The organism is Nonomuraea sediminis (assembly GCF_018531495.1).
GTDB lineage: Bacteria > Actinomycetota > Actinomycetes > Streptosporangiales > Streptosporangiaceae > Nonomuraea > Nonomuraea sediminis.
This window is the reverse complement of record NZ_JAHDTI010000010.1, coordinates 148,744-164,704: the sequence shown is the minus strand read 5'-3', so window position 1 is coordinate 164,704 and position 15,961 is coordinate 148,744. Positions and strand designations below refer to the sequence as shown.

The following is a 15,961-nucleotide window of genomic DNA, read 5'->3' as shown; positions in this document are numbered from 1 at the left end:
CTGCACACGCTTGTTGAGGAGAGCGACGTATGACCATCGTGAAGGACATCGAGGCCCGCGGCATGGAGCACTGCGAGACGACGGCGCTGGGGGTGCTGTTGCGGCATGAGGGGCTTGATCTGTCCGAGCCGATGCTGTTCGGGCTGGGCTCGGGCCTGTCCTTCCTCTATTGGGACAGCAAGGGCATGGCGTTCCCCTTTCTCGGAGGCCGCGTCAAGCCTTTCGACCTCACCACGAACCTGGCTGCCAGGCTGGGGCTGACGTTGACGGCCCAGGAGACCGCCTCACCGCGCAAGGCGTGGGAGAACGTGGCAGCGCCCATCGACGCCGGTCGGCCGGTCGGTCTCCAGCTCGACTGCTACCACCTGGACTATTTCCGGTCCAAGGTGCACTTCGGCGGCCATGTCGTCGCCATGTACGGCTACGACGAGCACGACGTCCACTTGGTGGACACCGACCAGCAGGGAGGAGCGGTGCGCACCAGCCGGGCCAGCCTCGCCATGGCGCGTGCCGAACGCGGCCCGATGACGGCCAGGAACCGATCCTTCACCATCGCCCTGCCGGCTCACCCGATCTCCTGGCAGGACCAGATCATCCCCGCCATCAGGGACTGTGCCGCCGCCTTCCTCACCGCTCCCATCGCGAACCTGGGCCACCGCGGCATCGAAAAAGCCGGCAAGCAAGTGCCCGGCTGGCTCCAGCGCGCCGACGACCCGCAGCAGGACCTGCCGCAGGCCGCCCTCCTCATGGAGAAGGGCGGCACCGGCGGAGCCCTGTTCCGCGCCCTCTACCGCGACTTCCTCGACGAGTGCACCCAACTGATCGACAACGGCAACCTCCGCACCGGTCACAGGCTGTACGCCGAGGCCGCCACCCTGTGGACGGACGTGTCAACCTTGATCGCGAAAGCCGGAGAAAGCGGCGACGCGGGGCCCCTCAAGCAGGCCGGCGTCCTCCTCCACGACCTTTCGCGCATCGAGAAGGAGGCCATGCAGGCACTGCGTCAGCTGTAGCCCAAAGGGAAAACCCCTGTGGCCTGGAAGCCCGTACAACGCAGCCATAATCTCCGCCATGGAGGCGAGATCTTCATCTCGTTCGGTAGCGCGCTGGGCGCGGTCGAGTCAGGCTGGCTCGCTGGCTCCTGAGGAAGCTCCTCGGTCTCCCAGGCTTCCGGCTTGAGTCACGTCGATTCCTCCCGACGGAAGGCGACCAGTAGGCCGGCCGGCGCCCGCTGGAGATCCTGAGGCCCTGTTTCGACGTGGTACGGAATGATCTCCGCGAGCGACATTGATCGAGCGCACCACCTAAGCCAACCCCGGCACAGGCCCCGCACGCGCTCTTCACCGACGACATGTCGGCTGGCAGACGCCGCTTACGACAACCTTCCTCGACCAGCGCGGCGACATGATCATCATCCCGGCGCAGAAGGGTCACGTGGACACGTCTCGAGCGGCCCAGAGGGCAATCATGCCGGGCTCAGGCCGTAACCCAGACGACAGCGGAATCTCGGACCGGGATAGAGACGACCATTCCCACGTTTCAGGTGATCCTGGTAGATGGTGAGCTTGAAGAGCGTCCTGACTCCGTGACGATCCATACGAGGCCCCCGCAGAAGCCGCCATTGCGTCGCACCTTCCGGACCTGCGGACCACGACGCCGGTGCATCGCCGTGTTCTGGCGGACGCGCAAGGAGCTCCGATTCAGCCTCCGCATTGGTGACCCTTCTCCTGGTGCAGGCAAGCACACGCCTCGGGCCAGCGCCGAGGTCATCGACGCTTCGTGGCCTGCCGCGCTCGAAGGGCACTCCGGGCGGACGAACTCATGTCTCTAGCCGTCACATCGGTGCTCGCCATCCGGCTGATAGTGAGACCGCTCTCTTGCGGATTCCCGTCTCATCCTGCGTATTCACCGAAACCATTCTGGCCGTAGACAGGAACAGTCAGCCGTCTGATTACACCATGACTATTTAGCCGGACGAAACAATTCGGTGGAGCATTACACTTTAGGGTTGTCTCATATTATCAGCGAACTCGAAAAATCCGTTCGCGCGTGTACGTCTTCTGATAATATCCGTTAACACAAGTGCGACGGTTTTGTGTCATTGACAGCGTTGCGATGCGGACATTGTGACGGTCTCTCTCGCTCGCCAGGCAGGCAGACAGCCTTGTCGTGCAATTGATGAATAGGCTCCCCGGTCAGAGCCGTCGACATCGTAGCCAGCGCGGACTGTATTGCGGAGCTTGTCCTGCGAGTTTGGCAGGCCGTCATTGACGGCGTATCGCTCGCGGCGGATCTCCGCGGGGCCGTGTCAGAGCCTTGTCGAAGTAGAGTCACGTGCACGGAGCGCATTTGAAAATCAACGCTCCGCAAGAACTGGTCCTCATTTAGAAAAAATGTAGACCGCCAACCGTAGTCTTTTGATTACGTCATGAATGCGATGGCGTGGACGTTACGTGATGCAGCCGCAACAATCAAGGCTTGACTTAGCGTTGGCCGATGACAAATGATCACGATGGCCTAACGGTGCGCTTTCGATCGCAGGATCACGAGAAGGGATGCGATGCGTGAACGAGCGACGAAGACTCAGGCGGGTGTTATACGCCATGCTCATTGCTGTACCGGCAACTATGGCGATTGCGCCTGTCGAGTCCGCTGCGGCGGAAAGCGATAGAACAATCATCATACTGCCAAGGGAATCGCAGCCTGTCCCGAAACGCCCCACCCTGGAGACGATCAAACGGTCGGCCGAGCAGAGAAACATATCGCTGGCCCAGGGGATCGATGAGTATGTGGCGCATGAAGTTGCCGCGAACCCCAGTGCGACCGCTCGGGCAAAAGAAGATGGAGTAGATCCAGCAGCAGAGCCCGAACTCAAGATCGATGATCTACCCTTGAGCGAGCTGAACGACCTGAAGCTCGTCGTAAGGGATCAGAAGATCACCCTCGAAGAGGCGATTGAACGAATTGCCTGGCAGCCGCGCCTCAACGAGATTGGCGCAGCGCTGGAACGGCGATTCCCTGCAGAAATCTCCGGCCTCGCGGTCCTGGAAAATGGACTCAAAGCGCAGATCGGATTCAAGGGTAAGATTCCCGATTATGCAGTCCAACTCGCCAAGGCACTACCTGTAGCCGTTGAGCTTGTGGGTAACAAGGGGTTCTCGCAGTCAGATCTAAAGCAGGCGCGTGATGCGGCGTACGCTAGCGTCGCTGCAAAACGGGATGTTGTACAAACCCTCATGGGCGGCTACGACACCGACACTGGTGTCGTAGAGATCACGGTTAAGCCTCGTGTGATGCCCAAGGATGGAGCGGCGAGACAGGCAATGGTCGCTAAACTTCAGCCGGCCCAGGCTTTCAACGCCAAGATCAGCATCAACGTTCGCCTCAGCGAGAAGGATCTGGTCACACCCCAAGACGGTTACATGAGGGGTGGCGGCAGCTTCTCTGGCTGCACCACCGGATTCAACATCATCAACGGGTACTTCCCAAGCGACCCTAGCGCTCGCCTGACAGCGACCGCCGCCCACTGCGGCTCCGGGGGCGGCCGAACGTACTGCAATCACCCAGCGCAAGGAGATTGCACCACCAGTAACTTTAGTAAGCGCTCGTCGACCTATGACATCGGTGCTTGGACCCGCGGGACCTTTGTACTGACCAGAACCTTCTATTACGACTACAACAAGCCTCGCTATGTGTACTATGAGGGAAGTAGCCCCGCAAAGGGCCAGAACATATGTAGTTACGGCGATGCTCGTCAATACGCGGCATGCGCAAACATCAAGGAAATAGACGTATCGGGCCCGAATGCGGCCGGTCTCATCATCATGGACCGGAGCATATCGGTAGGCGGTGATAGTGGTGGACCCTGGTACAAGTCCAATACTGCATGGGGAATCCACTACGGCCTCTGCGGCTACGGGGGAGAGATTACCTCATGCTTCACCCCGGTCGCCCTCATCGCCTCCGCTTTAAACGGAACTTCTCAATCCTGGGGCGTCTGGACGGCGCCTCCAGGGGCATAGGAAGATATCCGCTGCCATTCGCAAAGCGGTGTCATCGTGCGTTCGGGGCATCGATTTGGCCCCGACGCACGGTCTTATGTTAAGGAGTAGTGTGAAGAAGCGCATCGGTGGGGTTGTCGGTCGCATGGTGATGGCTGTGATGCTTCCTGCAATTGTCGGTTGTGCTGCGGGCGCCAATGAGGCGCCGTCGGATCGCGTAACCATAAAAGGAAGCGATCCCCGGATCCTGGTGCATTATCACAACAACTTCGGGATGCAGGCACTTCTAACGGGTCGACTAACCTTCGAACCGACGAACAAGTGCCTCGTGCTGAAGGATGCGCGCGAGTCGCCATCGCATGAAGTTGTCATTCCTTTGTGGCCACAAGATACTCGGCCGCTTATCGAGAATGGCAAGCGGGGTGTTCGGCTAGGTAATGGAACTATTCTCCTAGAGGGTTCCAAGGTGAAGATCGCTGGAGGATTCGTTGATTGGAATAAATCAACACCGCCAGGACTCAAGGTGCCGAATGACTGTATCGGCGATCTCGCGAGCTCTGTAATCTTCGAGGTTAACCCATTAGCGCCGGGCGGCTAGGCGCAGCCGCTGCTGATCCAGGATTGATGGTGCACCTAGGCGATCCACATCAGGGACATCAACGACGGCGGATTTCACGACACCGATTCGCGCACTGGTTTACCTGGACAATCTCGAACGCCGAGGCGGAGGCTATCGGCCGGCGTCACTATCTGCGTGATCATCCGCACCCTGGTCCTGACAACCGTGATCCGGCAAACCGACACGATCGGACAGCCAGAGCCAGGCAGATCGTTGTGATTGTTTGCTGTCTTGTCGCGGATTGATCGACATCAGCACGTGATGAAGAGTGGCGAACCGGTGTCGGGCATGGCGGAGCGTGCTACCTCGACTGCTGTCGATCTGGTCCGTCCAGAAGGAGCCGGACCACGCCGACTGTGGTGATGGACGCAGCTCAGGTAGCTATGCCCACCGCGTCGCTAACTGGAGGGCCGCCAGGTCGCGGTCATCGGCTCCAGCGATGGGACGGTGGGATCTGGCTTCCGGTCGGCAGACAGGCGAGCCGCTGACCGGCCACGCCAGCCTGGTCAGGCGGTGGCGTGTACCGAACCGGTCGGCCATCCGGTCTCGGTCACCGGCAGCTGGGATGGGAAGGCGCGCGTCTGGGACTTGCCGCCTCGACGTGTTGACCCTCCCGGGTGCGTGCGATGCTGTGGCCTTCTCGCAGCTCAATCTGCTTGTTTGCGCCTTCGGCAACGCCTTCGCCGTCATCCGCCGATAAGTAGGGACGTAATCGCCCGGCGACACCTTCCGTGGCCCACGCTCCCCGGCAGACGTGGGCGGCCTGGGGTCAGCCGGCTCGACTGCGGGACGGCGCCGACGAGGGAGGTGCGCGCGGCCATGTGGTCCTCCGCCGATGACTTCATCGCCGGGCCTGTCAGGGAGACGGCGGCTGTTGCGATGCGCAGGTCGGTCAGGTGGTTCTGCCGGCCGTACGCCGTCAGCGGCACCAGGAACTGGCCGCCGCGCATACCACCCATGACGCCGCCGAGCGCCGGGCCGGCCGCGACTGCGGCTCGCCGTACCTTCGGGAGTTCCGGGCCATGTCAGCGGCGGCATCAGGGCGGTGACAGCCCGGTATCAGAGCGGTCGGCGATGGTAGACGCCATGAACGGTTCAGCGATCGCGGCCTCGGGGCCGCGAACTGGGCCGCACCGAACTCGAAACAACGCAGCACAGGAGCACATGATGCAGAAGTTCGACACCCCCGCCGCGATCTCCGCCGTCCTGAACATCCCCGCCGGGCGCGTTCAGTTCATCGCCGCTGACCGGGCTGACACCGTGGTCGAGGTCGTGCCCGCGAATGCCTCCAAGAGCCGTGATGTGAAGGCGGCCGAGCAGACCACGGTGGCGTACGCCGACGGTGTGCTGCGGATCGAGAGTGCCGAGGCGAAGAACCAGTACTTCGGCCCGTCTGGATCCATCGAGGTGACGGTCCAGCTGCCCGCCGGTTCCCGGGTGGAGGCGAAGGCGGCCAGTGCTGAGCTGCGGACCGTGGGCCGTCTGGGCGATGTCGCCTTCGAGGGCGCCTACAGCCAGATCAAGATCGACGAGGCGGCGAGCGTCCGGCTCACCGCGGTCGACGGCGATGTCGAGGTCGGTCGGCTGGGCGGTTCCGCGGAGATCAGCACCTCCCGGGGTGACATCCGGATCGCCGAGGCCGCGGGCGGCACGGTCGTGCTCAGCACCCAGTCCGGCGACATCTCGATCGTCGCCGCCGCCGGTGTCTCGGCGGCCCTGGACGCCGGCACCAGCTACGGCCGCATCACCAACGCCCTGAAGAACGACGGGACTGCCGAACTCGACATCCGCGCCACCACCTCCAACGGCGACATCACCGCCCGCAGCCTGTGACCCGCAGCCTCCAAAGCGGAGGTAGCCAAGCTTGGGCGTCCCGCCAGAGAGGAGAACTGAGCCTCGCCCAAGCTCGCCGCAACTTCGCCAGGCTCGGCGCCCCAGCCACTCGACACCTTGACCACGTCCGGGCCCGCGACAACCTGCTCGCCCGCATCACCGAAGCCGAACGCGAAGGCTGGACCGCCGAAGCCGAAGGACTCCAGATCAGCCTCGCCGCTGCCGAAGCAGAACTCGCGCAAGTCGACGGGCTCATCGCCCGCCGCGATGCCGTCGTCGATCTGGGCATGCCCACCTACCGTGACCTCGCCCAGGCCATCACTCTCTCAAGAAGTTCCGCATGAGCACGCGGACAGGCAGCGGCGCGACGACCAGCACTATTCGTGATCGTCTCAGAGAGCTCGTACAGCACTCCTAAGATCACTCAAGAACAGCTCCCTACAGGAAGAGCTCGCTCATGCGCACCATTTACGCCGTCACCCATCCGGAGGCGACGCACCACGTGGAGGGGGTTGTCGGCGGCTGGCATGATTCGCAGCTGACGCCGGCCGGCCTCAGCGCGGCAGCCTCCATTGCTCAGGCGCTGCGGGCCCAGATCCCGGACGGTGTCGATGTGGAGCTGTTCTCCTCGGATCTGCAGCGCACCCGGCAAACGGCCGAGAAGATTGCCGAGCTGTTCGGCGTGAAGTCAATCTTGGACCGCAGACTGCGGGAGAAATCCTATGGAGAGGCGGGGGGAAGGCCACAGGAATGGCTGGACCAACGATTCGTCCCGCCGCCGGCTGTCGGGGAACGGTTGGAACATGACGAGGGCGTGGAGGGTGCCGAGACCAAGGCGGCGTTGGCGCAGCGCATCTACTCAGCCATGGACGAGATCTTGCAGCGCCCCTGCGAACATCAGATCATCGTGACGCACGGTGGCTCCCTGACATTCGTCGTGACGTCCTGGATCAAGATGCCGATCAAGGCGGTTGGTCATGCCAGTTTCCGGGTGCCATCCGGCAGCATCACCACGCTGCGCGAAGACGACTTCTTCCACAACCGCCAGGTCGTCAACCTCGGTGACACCCGCCATCTCGACTCCGCCAAAGCTGACTGATCCCTACCTGGCCCCGCTGCCTCCGTTCGAGCAGACCGTCGGAGTGGGGGCAGGAATCGCAGCGCTGACAACGCCGTCGACCGTGGAGAAGATGGCCCTCGCCACGAGCGGCGGGGGTCGTCGCAAGCTGGAAGGGCTCAGTGGGCCTGAACTGCAAGGAGAAGGGGGCGCTGAACCAGTCCAAGGCCAAGCTGAGGTCGCCCGCGTCTACGCCAGGATCACTGACCGGAGAAGGGATCACCTGCGCAGGGTCACGACACGGCTTGTTCGCGAGAACCAAATGATCGCCGTGGCAAAACTCCCTGTCCGCGCTATGGTCAACAACCATCGTCTGGCCCGCCATCTCCGAGGCCTCCTAGCGGGAACTGCGCAGCATGCTGGAGCCCAGGATGGCCTGGTGCGACCGGACGCTGATGGTGGACCGCTCAGCATGCGGAGCCGTACAAGGGAAGAGGCAGTTGAGCGTTCGGCGGGGGAGCGCGCCTGCGGCGCCATTCTCGACCGGGACATGAATGCAGCCAGAGATGTGCTCACCGCCGGGCTGGCGGAGAGCTAAACAGCTGTAGAGCCGATCCTCTCGAGGAGAATTCTTCTCGGCGGCCAGTCGGCGGTGATGCAGAAATCTCCTCACTTCCAGGGAGGGGAGCAGTCAACTGCTGTTCCCGTCGCCGGCATGGAACCCGGTGACAAGTTCCGGCTTGATCCGCACGAAGAGATCCGGGTTTGAGCCTGCCCATCCCCGGATCCGGGGGCGGACAGTTGCGATCTCCTCCGGGTCAGTGACGGGCACGGCGCGACCACCGACGACGACGCTCCAGCCGAGGTGCGTTGTCATATCCACCATGTCCGCCTCGTAGACGACCAGAGAGGCTCCGGGGGAGCTCAGGATGGCGGAGATCTCGAGATCGTTGGAGATTCCGATGATGATGTGGCCGTCCTGGACGATATGGCTGACGAGGCGGATGGCGGGCAAGGCTCTGCTGATGAAGGCGATCCTGCCCAGCGTGACAAGCTGCAGCAGGCGCATGGATTCCTGGCGGGACAGCCGTCTGTGTGAGTCCAGTCGCGGATCGGGGTGACGCGTCATGGTTCGACTGTGCCGTGCGTTGATTGCCGCAGGTAGGGGCTAAAGTCCCTGGACGCCTACGAGGGTTGCGCCATCTGGAAAGCAGATCCCGGCTGGGGCCGCCTCCTCCAGATGCGCAATTCGACTCACGTGAGGCCATCACGGACTCACGTGAGGCCATCACGATGGACTGACACCTTCACCGATCCGGGGGCGAGGAATCGGCGGACAGCCGCTGAGAACGATCATGAATCGCTGAGGAGGAGGGCGCCCATGGCCTGGTTGTTCCAGGGGGAGCAGGCTGACCTGAGCGCGAATCCGAGGGTGTGCGGCTGACGGCGTAGGAGCCCGCGTTTCGCTGCTTCCAGCGCCGCCCTGTCGTCCGGTGCGGTGCCACGGATGTCACCTGGAAATCCTGTGCGGTTACGCCGGCGGCCGGGCGAGTTTGACGGCCACGGCGTCGAGGACCCAGTCCAGGCCGGTCGCGAAGGACACCTCGGCGTCCACCTCCGTGCCGTCGTACACGGCCTTGGCCAGCGCCGGGAAGCGGCCCGTGTCCAGCATCTTTCTCAGATGCGGGCCGGAGGCGCGCTGCCACTCGCGCTTGGACAGGCCCGTGGCGCGCTCGGCCCGCAGGTTCGCGATCTCGCGCCTGATCGCTCCAGTGAAGTAGGCGCCGACGGTCTCCACGGCGCGCATGACGGTGTCGACGTCGGCGAGGCCGTCGAGGGCGGCCAGCGTGGCCTCAGTTACGGCGAGGGCGTTCGGGCCCAGGGTCGGACGGCCGCCGAGCAGGTCGGCCAGCCATTCGTGACGGAGGGAGGCCTGCCTGGTGCGGTGGGCGCGGATGCGCAGCACCTCCCGCCAGTCGCCGGGCTGCTCCTCGGGGAGGATCTCCGCGTAGACCTCGTCCACCATGAGGTCGAACAGCTCCTCCTTGGTGGAGATGTATCCGTACAGCCGCATCGGGCCGGCGTCCAGCCGGGCGGCGACCTTGCGCAACGACACCGCCTCCAGCCCGCCCTCGTCGGCCAGCGCGATGGCGGCGGCAACGATTCGCTCCCGGTCGAGTGGCACGGGGCGAGTCGGCGGCTCCGGCCGGTCCCACACAGTCATGGATACATTGTACTGTTGCGATACACCGTCTTAGCAAAATACAGTGTATCGACATGAGACATCGTATTGCCGTAATTGGAGGCGGCCCCGCCGGCCTTACCTTCGCCCGCGTCCTGCACCGCCACGATCACCCCGTCACCGTCCTCGAACGCGATCCCGCCCCCGATGCCCGCCCTCCGGGCGGCACGCTGGACCTGCACGAAGGGATGGGCCAGCTCGCGCTGGGCAAGGCGGGGCTGCTGGCGGAGTTCCAGGCGCTGTCCCGCCCCGAGGGGCAGGCCATGCGCATCCTGGATGTGGACGGGACCGTCCTCCGCGACTGGCAACCCCGTCCGGATGACCGAGCCAATCCCGAGATCGACCGCGGACAACTCCGTGACCTGCTGCTCGGCCCTCTGGACGTCCAGTGGGGGAGGGCCGTGACGGAGGTGGTGCCGGGAACCAGGGATGGCGTGCTGGTCCGTTTCGAGGACGGGCGACAGGAGACGTTCGACCTCGTGGTCGGCGCGGACGGCGCCTGGTCCCGGGTCCGCCCGGCAGTCTCTTCCGCGACGCCGCACTACACCGGCGTCACCTCGGTCGAGACCTCCCTGGACGACGTCGACACCCGCCACCCCGACCTCGCCCGGCTGATCGGCGACGGTTCCACGGCTGTGTACGGCGTGAACCGCTCCGTCACCGCCCAGCGCAACAGCGGCGGCCACGTCAAGGTGTACGCCAAGTTCCGCGCGCCGCTGGACTGGCAAACGAACCCGGACCAGGCTGACGTCGAGGCCATGCGATCAAGCCTGCTGGCTCTGTTCGACGGCTGGGCCGATCCCGTCCTCGACCTCCTCCGCCACGGCACCGCTTTCGTCCACCGTCCCCTCTACGTCCTGCCCGTGTCCCACACCTGGGCCCACGTCCCCGGGGTGACGCTACTGGGCGACGCCGCCCACCTGATGCCCCCATTGGGGGTGGGCGCGAACCTCGCGATGCTGGAAGGCGCCGAACTCGCCGAGTCCGTCGCCGCCGCCCCCGGCCCTGGCGATCTGGACGAGGCCGTCCGTGCCTTCGAAGAACAGATGTGGGTACGGGCCGGCAGGTGGGCGGAGATCACGGCGGCCGGTCTGGAACGCCTCGTGAGCCCGGACCCCACCGAAGCCCTCGCCCTCTTCGAGGAAGTCCAGCCATCCTGACTGCCGAACGCGAGAGCACCGCCGCGGTCCCCTCCGGCAGATACCGAACGGCCAGCGGCGAGCCAGGGTGGGCGGGGCTACCGCCACCTGGCGATCCGATGCAGGCGGACCCTCTGGTCGAGCCTGTTAGATAACCGAAGTCGCCACACTCTCAGCGTCTGGAGATCAAGCACAACGTCCAGGGGCTTGCCCGAAGGCGGGGAGGCTCCGCGTCAGGCCGGGCCGAGGACGCAGAACTCGTTGCCCTCCGGGTCGGCGAGGACGACCCACGGGACGTCTCCCTGGCCCACATCGGCCAGCGTCGCGCCGAGGGCCTGCAGCCGGGCCACCTCCGCCGCTTGATCGTCACCGCGGTACGGCAGCAGGTCGAGATGGACGCGGTTCCACACGGTCGGCACGCCGGGCGTGCGGAGGAACTCCAGATACGGCCCGACACCCTTGGCGGAGCGCAGCGTCGCGTGATCGTCGGTCACCTCGTGCAGGGTCCAGTCCATCGCCTCGCCCCAGAACCGGGCCATGGCTCTCGGGTCCGCGCAGTCGACCACCACCGCGGCGATCGGCCCGGTGTCCCGGTAGATCTCCCGAGGCTCCAGGACGCAGAACACGTTGCCCTCCGGGTCGGCCAGGACCGTCCACGGGACGTCGCCCTGGCCCACATCGGCGGGCGTCGCGCCGAGCTCCTTCAGGCGCGCGACCAACTCCGCCTGATGGGCCGCAGAGGTGGTGGCGAGATCGAGGTGCACGCGGTACTTCACCGTTTCGGGGTCCGGGACGGCGACGACATCGACGCAGACGGCGGAGGGGTCCGGCCAAACGAAACCCACAGGTTCAACGTTGGTCGCACCGGGTCCCTCGCTGGAAACACCCCAGCCGAGCGCCTCCGCCCAGAACCGGCCCAGCGCCGAGTCATCCCGAGCCTTGAAATTCACCTGAACAAGTCGCAGCGCCCCGCCCACCCTATGCCCAACGAATAAACCGGCATGAACCACACACCTTCGACACAACTGGCGGTAACCCGCAGGTCGAGGACTTCGCCGAGCGGCCGAACGCCTTGAGTGTGTACGGAGGCGGTGACGGCGTAGCAGGAAGTTGATGTGGGCGTGGGGCTGAGGCGGGCGACGTCCTCGTCTTCTACCGGGACGCCCTGGGCACGGAGTTGGTCGACGGGTAGCGGGTGTTCCACAGCACGACGGAATTGACGACCAGGCCGAGCGCGGCGAGCTGGTCTTCGCGGTACGGCTGGCGGATCTGGCTGCCACCGCCGTGGCAGATCTTCCGGGCGAGCCGGTGGATCTGTCGTGCTGCGTCCGGTCTACCTCACCATGACGACCATCTTCGCGCTCCTGCGGCTGCTGCCGGGAGATGATCGACCGAGAGGTTCCGGTCGACGCGAGTAGAGGTGGAGAACTCCCTGACGGTCATACGAAAGGGGATGGCTCGCCTTGGGGAGGGGTTCTGTGAGGCGTGTTCATGTGATCACGATTGTCGCGGGAACAATCGTCACTCTTGGGCTGGTCGTCGGCATCATCTTCATGACGGCCAGAGCGCTCACGGCGATGACCGGAGCGCCCCGATCTGAGCCACACGTGACGTCCTTCGCGCTGCTGCCCGTGCTCGAGACGTCCTCCGTTCCTTGTGCAGCGGGTACGGTGAGCGCCCTCGACGGCACCTCGTGTTACAAGCTCGGCCAGGGCATGACCGGCATCGCAGCAGAGAAGGCGACAGCCGGCCTGTCCGGGGGGACGACCTGGGTAGTCCAAGTCACGCTCAACAACACCGACAGCGCCAAGTTCGCCGCGCTGACATCGACCCTGTCCCAGAAGCCCGCCCCACGGAACCAACTCGCCATCGTCATCGACGGCAAAGTGATCACCGCACCGGCCGTCACACAGCCGATTCCTGGTCCCGCCCTGGAGATCAGCGGCCCCTTCACCCAGAAGGACGCCACCGACCTGGCCCGACGGCTGAGTGGCGTGCCCAACTGACCGATGCCTTCGCCAACCGCACAGCGTGGCGGTGCAGGATGTGGCCTATCATCCCCAAGTGTATTTTGAGCTGCTGGGACCGGTACGTTGCCTGCGGGGCGAGGAGGAACTCGACCTGGGCTCCCCTCAGCAGCGCCTGACCCTGGCCGCCCTGCTCCTGGCCGGAGGCCGCGTGGTCGGCTCGGAGCAGCTGATCGACATTGTGTGGCCCGACGCGCCGCCCAAGTCCGCGGTGAACGTCGTGCGGCAGTACCTCTCCCGGCTGCGCGCGATCCTGGGCGTCGAGATGATCGAGTCGGTTGCGGGCGGATATAGATGCGCCGGCACCACCGATGTGGCGGACTTTCACCGGTTGCTGAGCGAGGCCGCGCAGGCGCCGGTGGCCGAGGCACACACGCTGCTGCATCGAGCGCTGGAGTACTGGCGCGGCGAGCCGCTGGCGGGGCTGCCCGGCGCCTGGGCGCAGGGACAGCGCGCACGGCTGGCCGAGACGCGTCTGGTCGCCCTGGAGTCCAGGGTCGATGCCGACCTGGCGTTGGGCCGGCACGCCGAGGTGATCGCCGAGCTGAGCACACTGCACGCCGCGCACCCGATGCGCGAGCGGCTGTCCGGCCAGCTCATGCTGGCACTCAAACGGGCCGGACGGCAGGCCGAGGCCGTCGCCGTCTACACCGACACCCGCCTGCTGCTGGCCGAGGAGTTCGGCGTGGACCCGTCCGCCGAACTGGCCGCGGTCTACCAGCAGATCATCGCCGATCGGCCGATCATCGCCGCGGGAGCCGCCGGGCTTCGCCCGGCGCAGTTGCCGGCGGGGGTTCCCGACTTCACCGGCAGGCCCGACGTCGTCCGGGATCTGGTGGAACAGCTGCAGGTGGGCACGGACACGATGCCGGTCGTGGGGGTGTCGGGCCCTGGCGGTATCGGCAAGAGCACGTTGGCGATCCACGTGGCGCATGCCGTACGTGAGAACTTCCCGGACGGTCAGCTGTATGCCAACCTCCGCAGCGGGGACCTCGCCCCACAGGAGGTGCTGGCCGGTTTCCTGAGGGCGCTCGGCTACGCCGATCGTCAGATTCCGCCTGCCCTGCCGGAGCGGGCGGCGCTGTTGCGGTCCCTGCTCGCCGACAAGCGGGTGCTGGTCGTGCTCGACGACGTCGCCGACTCCGGCCAGGTCGAGCCGCTGCTGCCGGGCTCGGCGACCTGCGCCGTGATCATCACCAGCCGCGTGCGCCCGGCGGGCATCGCCGGTGCCCGGCTGACGATCCTTGACCTGCTGCCGGCCGATGAGGGACTACAGCTGCTCGGACGTGTCATCGGCCCGGCACGGGTGATGGCCGAGCCGCAGGCCGCCGCCGACCTGGTCAAGGCGTGTGGCGGATTGCCGCTGGCGGTGCGGATCGTGGCTGCCCGGCTGGCTGCCCGGCCGAGCATGCGGCTGGAAGCTCTGGCGGTACGGCTGGCCGACGCGCAACGCCGCATCAACGAGCTCAAGGCCGGGCAGGAGACGGTGGCCTCCTGTTTCGCGCTCGGCTACGAGCAGCTGCCCCCGGAGCAGGCCAGGGCGTTCCGGCTGCTGGCGCTGGCCGAGGGGCCGGACCTGCCGGTCGAAGCGGCGGCCGCGATGCTCGACGTCGCCCTTGTCGAAGCCGAGGAGCTGTGCGAGGCCCTGGTCGACGCGAGCCTGCTGGAGACCGTCGCGCCGGGCCGCTACCACTATCACGACCTGCTGCGCCTGTACGGCAGGAGCCTCGCCGGCGGCGAGGAACAGGCGGCCGCGTCGCAGCGGATCTTCGAGCACTACATGGCCGGCATTCGCGGCGTGTGCCGGGTGGTGCTGCCAGGCTTTGTGCACCCGGCCGGTACGGGCCGCCCTGAGCTGAGCTTTTCCGGAGCACCGGCGGCCCGCGCCTGGATGCGGGCCGAGCAGGCCAACGCGGCCGCCACGATCGCGAGCTCCGGCCGCGAGGGTCTGCTGGGCGAGGTTCCCCTGCTCGCCGAGGTGACCGGGGTCGCCGAGGTCGAGGACGCCATCTTCCTGCCTGCGGTGCTGCTCGCGATGGGCCTGGGCGCGCAGCGCATGTCGGCGACGGACGAGGCGATCACCCTGTTGTCCGAGGCACTCGCACAGGTCGACGCCCGGGCACATCCGAAGCTGAGCGCGATGATCCACGCCCTGCTCGCCATGGCGCTGGCCGACGACGACTCCATCACCGACGCTCGGCGCCACGCCGAGCAGGGACTGAAGTTGGGCAGGCTGGCAGGCGACCCGCACAGCCTCGGAGTCAACCAGATGGCGCTGGGGATCGTGTGCTTTCGCGCGGGCGAGCTGGACCAGGCGGCCGAGCACCTACTGGTCAGCGCCGAGACCTACCGCCAGGGCGGTCTGCCGCTGCGCGCCGCCTGGCCCGCGAACCGGCTGATGCTCGTCTACCTGGCGGCCGGCCGGCCCAAGGACGCCGTGGCCGTCGGCGAGGAGGCGATACCCATGGCCGAAGCCATGCACGACCCCCTGCTTGCCGGGCGCATGCTGGCCCGGCTGGGCCAGGCATGGGAGCAACTCGGCGACACCCAGCAGGCGCGGCGCCGCCGTACCGAAGCAGCCACCGTTCTGCTGCCCTACCAGCTCATGGACTGACGGGTCACCTGGCCCAGGACGGCTTCCGCGGCTCATGGAGCGGCTACCATCTGGCCCGCTCCCACGTCGTTAGCGCAGCCACCGCAATGCCGCGTCGGCGCAGTCCTCGGGGCTGCTGTTGAAGGCGATGGCTGCGCCGGGCACGTGCTGCCGGACCAGGTTGACCACCTTCTCGAAGAACTCCAACAACGGCTCGTGCGTGCGGATGCCTCCCCCGATCACCACGCAGGCGTAGTCCTCGCGAGTCAGCGCCTCCACGATCGTTCCTTCGGGATTCTCACCCAGTGCCACCAGGCACCAGTCGGCCTCGAGCCCATGATCGTCGAAGCGGGCACGACCGCGTGCGAGCGCTGCCTGAACCGGCTTCGGGTCCCAGCCCTGGAGCTTGGCAGGATCGAGACCCACCACCAGTACTCGTCCCATTGTCAC

Annotated in this window: 14 protein-coding genes and 1 pseudogene; 10 read left to right on the top strand and 5 right to left on the bottom strand. The window is 65.8% G+C overall.

Annotated features, from left to right (window positions below):
- Window positions 1–29: 29 nt before the first annotated feature.
- The 7 genes from KIK09_RS35380 (at window position 30) to KIK09_RS60730 (ending at window position 8,108) form a co-directional block, all read left to right on the top strand.
- On the top strand, window positions 30–1,013 hold the full coding sequence (locus tag KIK09_RS35380; protein ID WP_214323794.1) for a BtrH N-terminal domain-containing protein: 984 nt from the start codon (window positions 30–32) through the stop codon (window positions 1,011–1,013).
- Window positions 1,014–2,564: 1,551 nt separating this feature from the next.
- Window positions 2,565–4,022, top strand: coding sequence for a chymotrypsin family serine protease (locus KIK09_RS35375; protein WP_214323793.1), 1,458 nt, complete (start codon window positions 2,565–2,567; stop codon window positions 4,020–4,022).
- Window positions 4,023–4,113: 91 nt separating this feature from the next.
- Entirely contained in the window at window positions 4,114–4,599 is a 486-nt protein-coding gene (locus KIK09_RS35370) for a hypothetical protein (protein ID WP_214323792.1), read from the top strand.
- A 1,188-nt stretch (window positions 4,600–5,787) separates the two neighbouring features.
- Complete coding sequence (locus KIK09_RS35365) at window positions 5,788–6,453, top strand: DUF4097 family beta strand repeat-containing protein (protein ID WP_214323791.1); 666 nt, start codon at window positions 5,788–5,790, stop codon at window positions 6,451–6,453.
- Window positions 6,450–6,797, top strand: a complete 348-nt coding sequence (locus tag KIK09_RS35360; RefSeq protein ID WP_214323790.1) for a hypothetical protein — start codon at window positions 6,450–6,452, stop codon at window positions 6,795–6,797. The genes KIK09_RS35365 and KIK09_RS35360 overlap by 4 nt, the downstream gene beginning before the upstream one ends.
- Before the next feature lie 113 nt (window positions 6,798–6,910).
- Window positions 6,911–7,552, top strand: coding sequence for a histidine phosphatase family protein (locus KIK09_RS35355; protein WP_214323789.1), 642 nt, complete (start codon window positions 6,911–6,913; stop codon window positions 7,550–7,552).
- A 91-nt stretch (window positions 7,553–7,643) separates the two neighbouring features.
- Window positions 7,644–8,108 (top strand): transposase, encoded by a 465-nt coding sequence (locus KIK09_RS60730; RefSeq protein ID WP_214323788.1) that lies wholly within the window; start codon window positions 7,644–7,646, stop codon window positions 8,106–8,108.
- Window positions 8,109–8,201: 93 nt separating this feature from the next.
- On the opposite strand, the gene KIK09_RS35345 is transcribed toward KIK09_RS60730, so the two are convergent.
- Window positions 8,202–8,639: a pyridoxamine 5'-phosphate oxidase family protein gene (locus KIK09_RS35345; RefSeq protein WP_275956374.1), complete on the bottom strand. Its 438-nt coding sequence runs from the start codon at window positions 8,637–8,639 to the stop codon at window positions 8,202–8,204.
- Between the two features lie 402 nt (window positions 8,640–9,041).
- Window positions 9,042–9,734 carry a TetR/AcrR family transcriptional regulator gene (locus KIK09_RS35340; RefSeq protein WP_214323786.1) on the bottom strand — a complete coding sequence of 231 codons (693 nt, stop codon included), beginning with the start codon at window positions 9,732–9,734 and terminating at the stop codon, window positions 9,042–9,044.
- Between the two features lie 53 nt (window positions 9,735–9,787).
- Between KIK09_RS35340 and KIK09_RS35335 the strand changes: the two genes are divergently transcribed.
- A complete protein-coding gene (locus KIK09_RS35335; RefSeq protein ID WP_214323785.1) occupies window positions 9,788–10,912 on the top strand; it encodes an FAD-dependent oxidoreductase in 1,125 nt (374 codons plus the stop codon).
- Window positions 10,913–11,124: 212 nt separating this feature from the next.
- Here the strand turns inward: KIK09_RS35335 and KIK09_RS35330 are convergent, their stop codons facing one another.
- Entirely contained in the window at window positions 11,125–11,841 is a 717-nt protein-coding gene (locus KIK09_RS35330) for a VOC family protein (RefSeq protein WP_214323784.1), read from the bottom strand.
- Window positions 11,838–12,202 (bottom strand): annotated as a pseudogene (locus tag KIK09_RS60725) (Tn3 family transposase); the annotation flags it as partial. The pseudogene KIK09_RS60725 and the gene KIK09_RS35330, both read right to left, overlap by 4 nt.
- Window positions 12,203–12,384: 182 nt before the next feature.
- Here KIK09_RS60725 and KIK09_RS35320 point away from each other — a divergent pair.
- Window positions 12,385–12,897 (top strand): SecDF P1 head subdomain-containing protein, encoded by a 513-nt coding sequence (locus tag KIK09_RS35320; protein WP_214323783.1) that lies wholly within the window; start codon window positions 12,385–12,387, stop codon window positions 12,895–12,897.
- Between the two features lie 58 nt (window positions 12,898–12,955).
- Window positions 12,956–15,532: an AfsR/SARP family transcriptional regulator gene (locus tag KIK09_RS35315; protein ID WP_214323782.1), complete on the top strand. Its 2,577-nt coding sequence runs from the start codon at window positions 12,956–12,958 to the stop codon at window positions 15,530–15,532.
- Between the two features lie 69 nt (window positions 15,533–15,601).
- Here the strand turns inward: KIK09_RS35315 and KIK09_RS35310 are convergent, their stop codons facing one another.
- Window positions 15,602–15,955 carry a hypothetical protein gene (locus KIK09_RS35310; protein ID WP_214324193.1) on the bottom strand — a complete coding sequence of 118 codons (354 nt, stop codon included), beginning with the start codon at window positions 15,953–15,955 and terminating at the stop codon, window positions 15,602–15,604.
- Window positions 15,956–15,961: the final 6 nt, after the last annotated feature.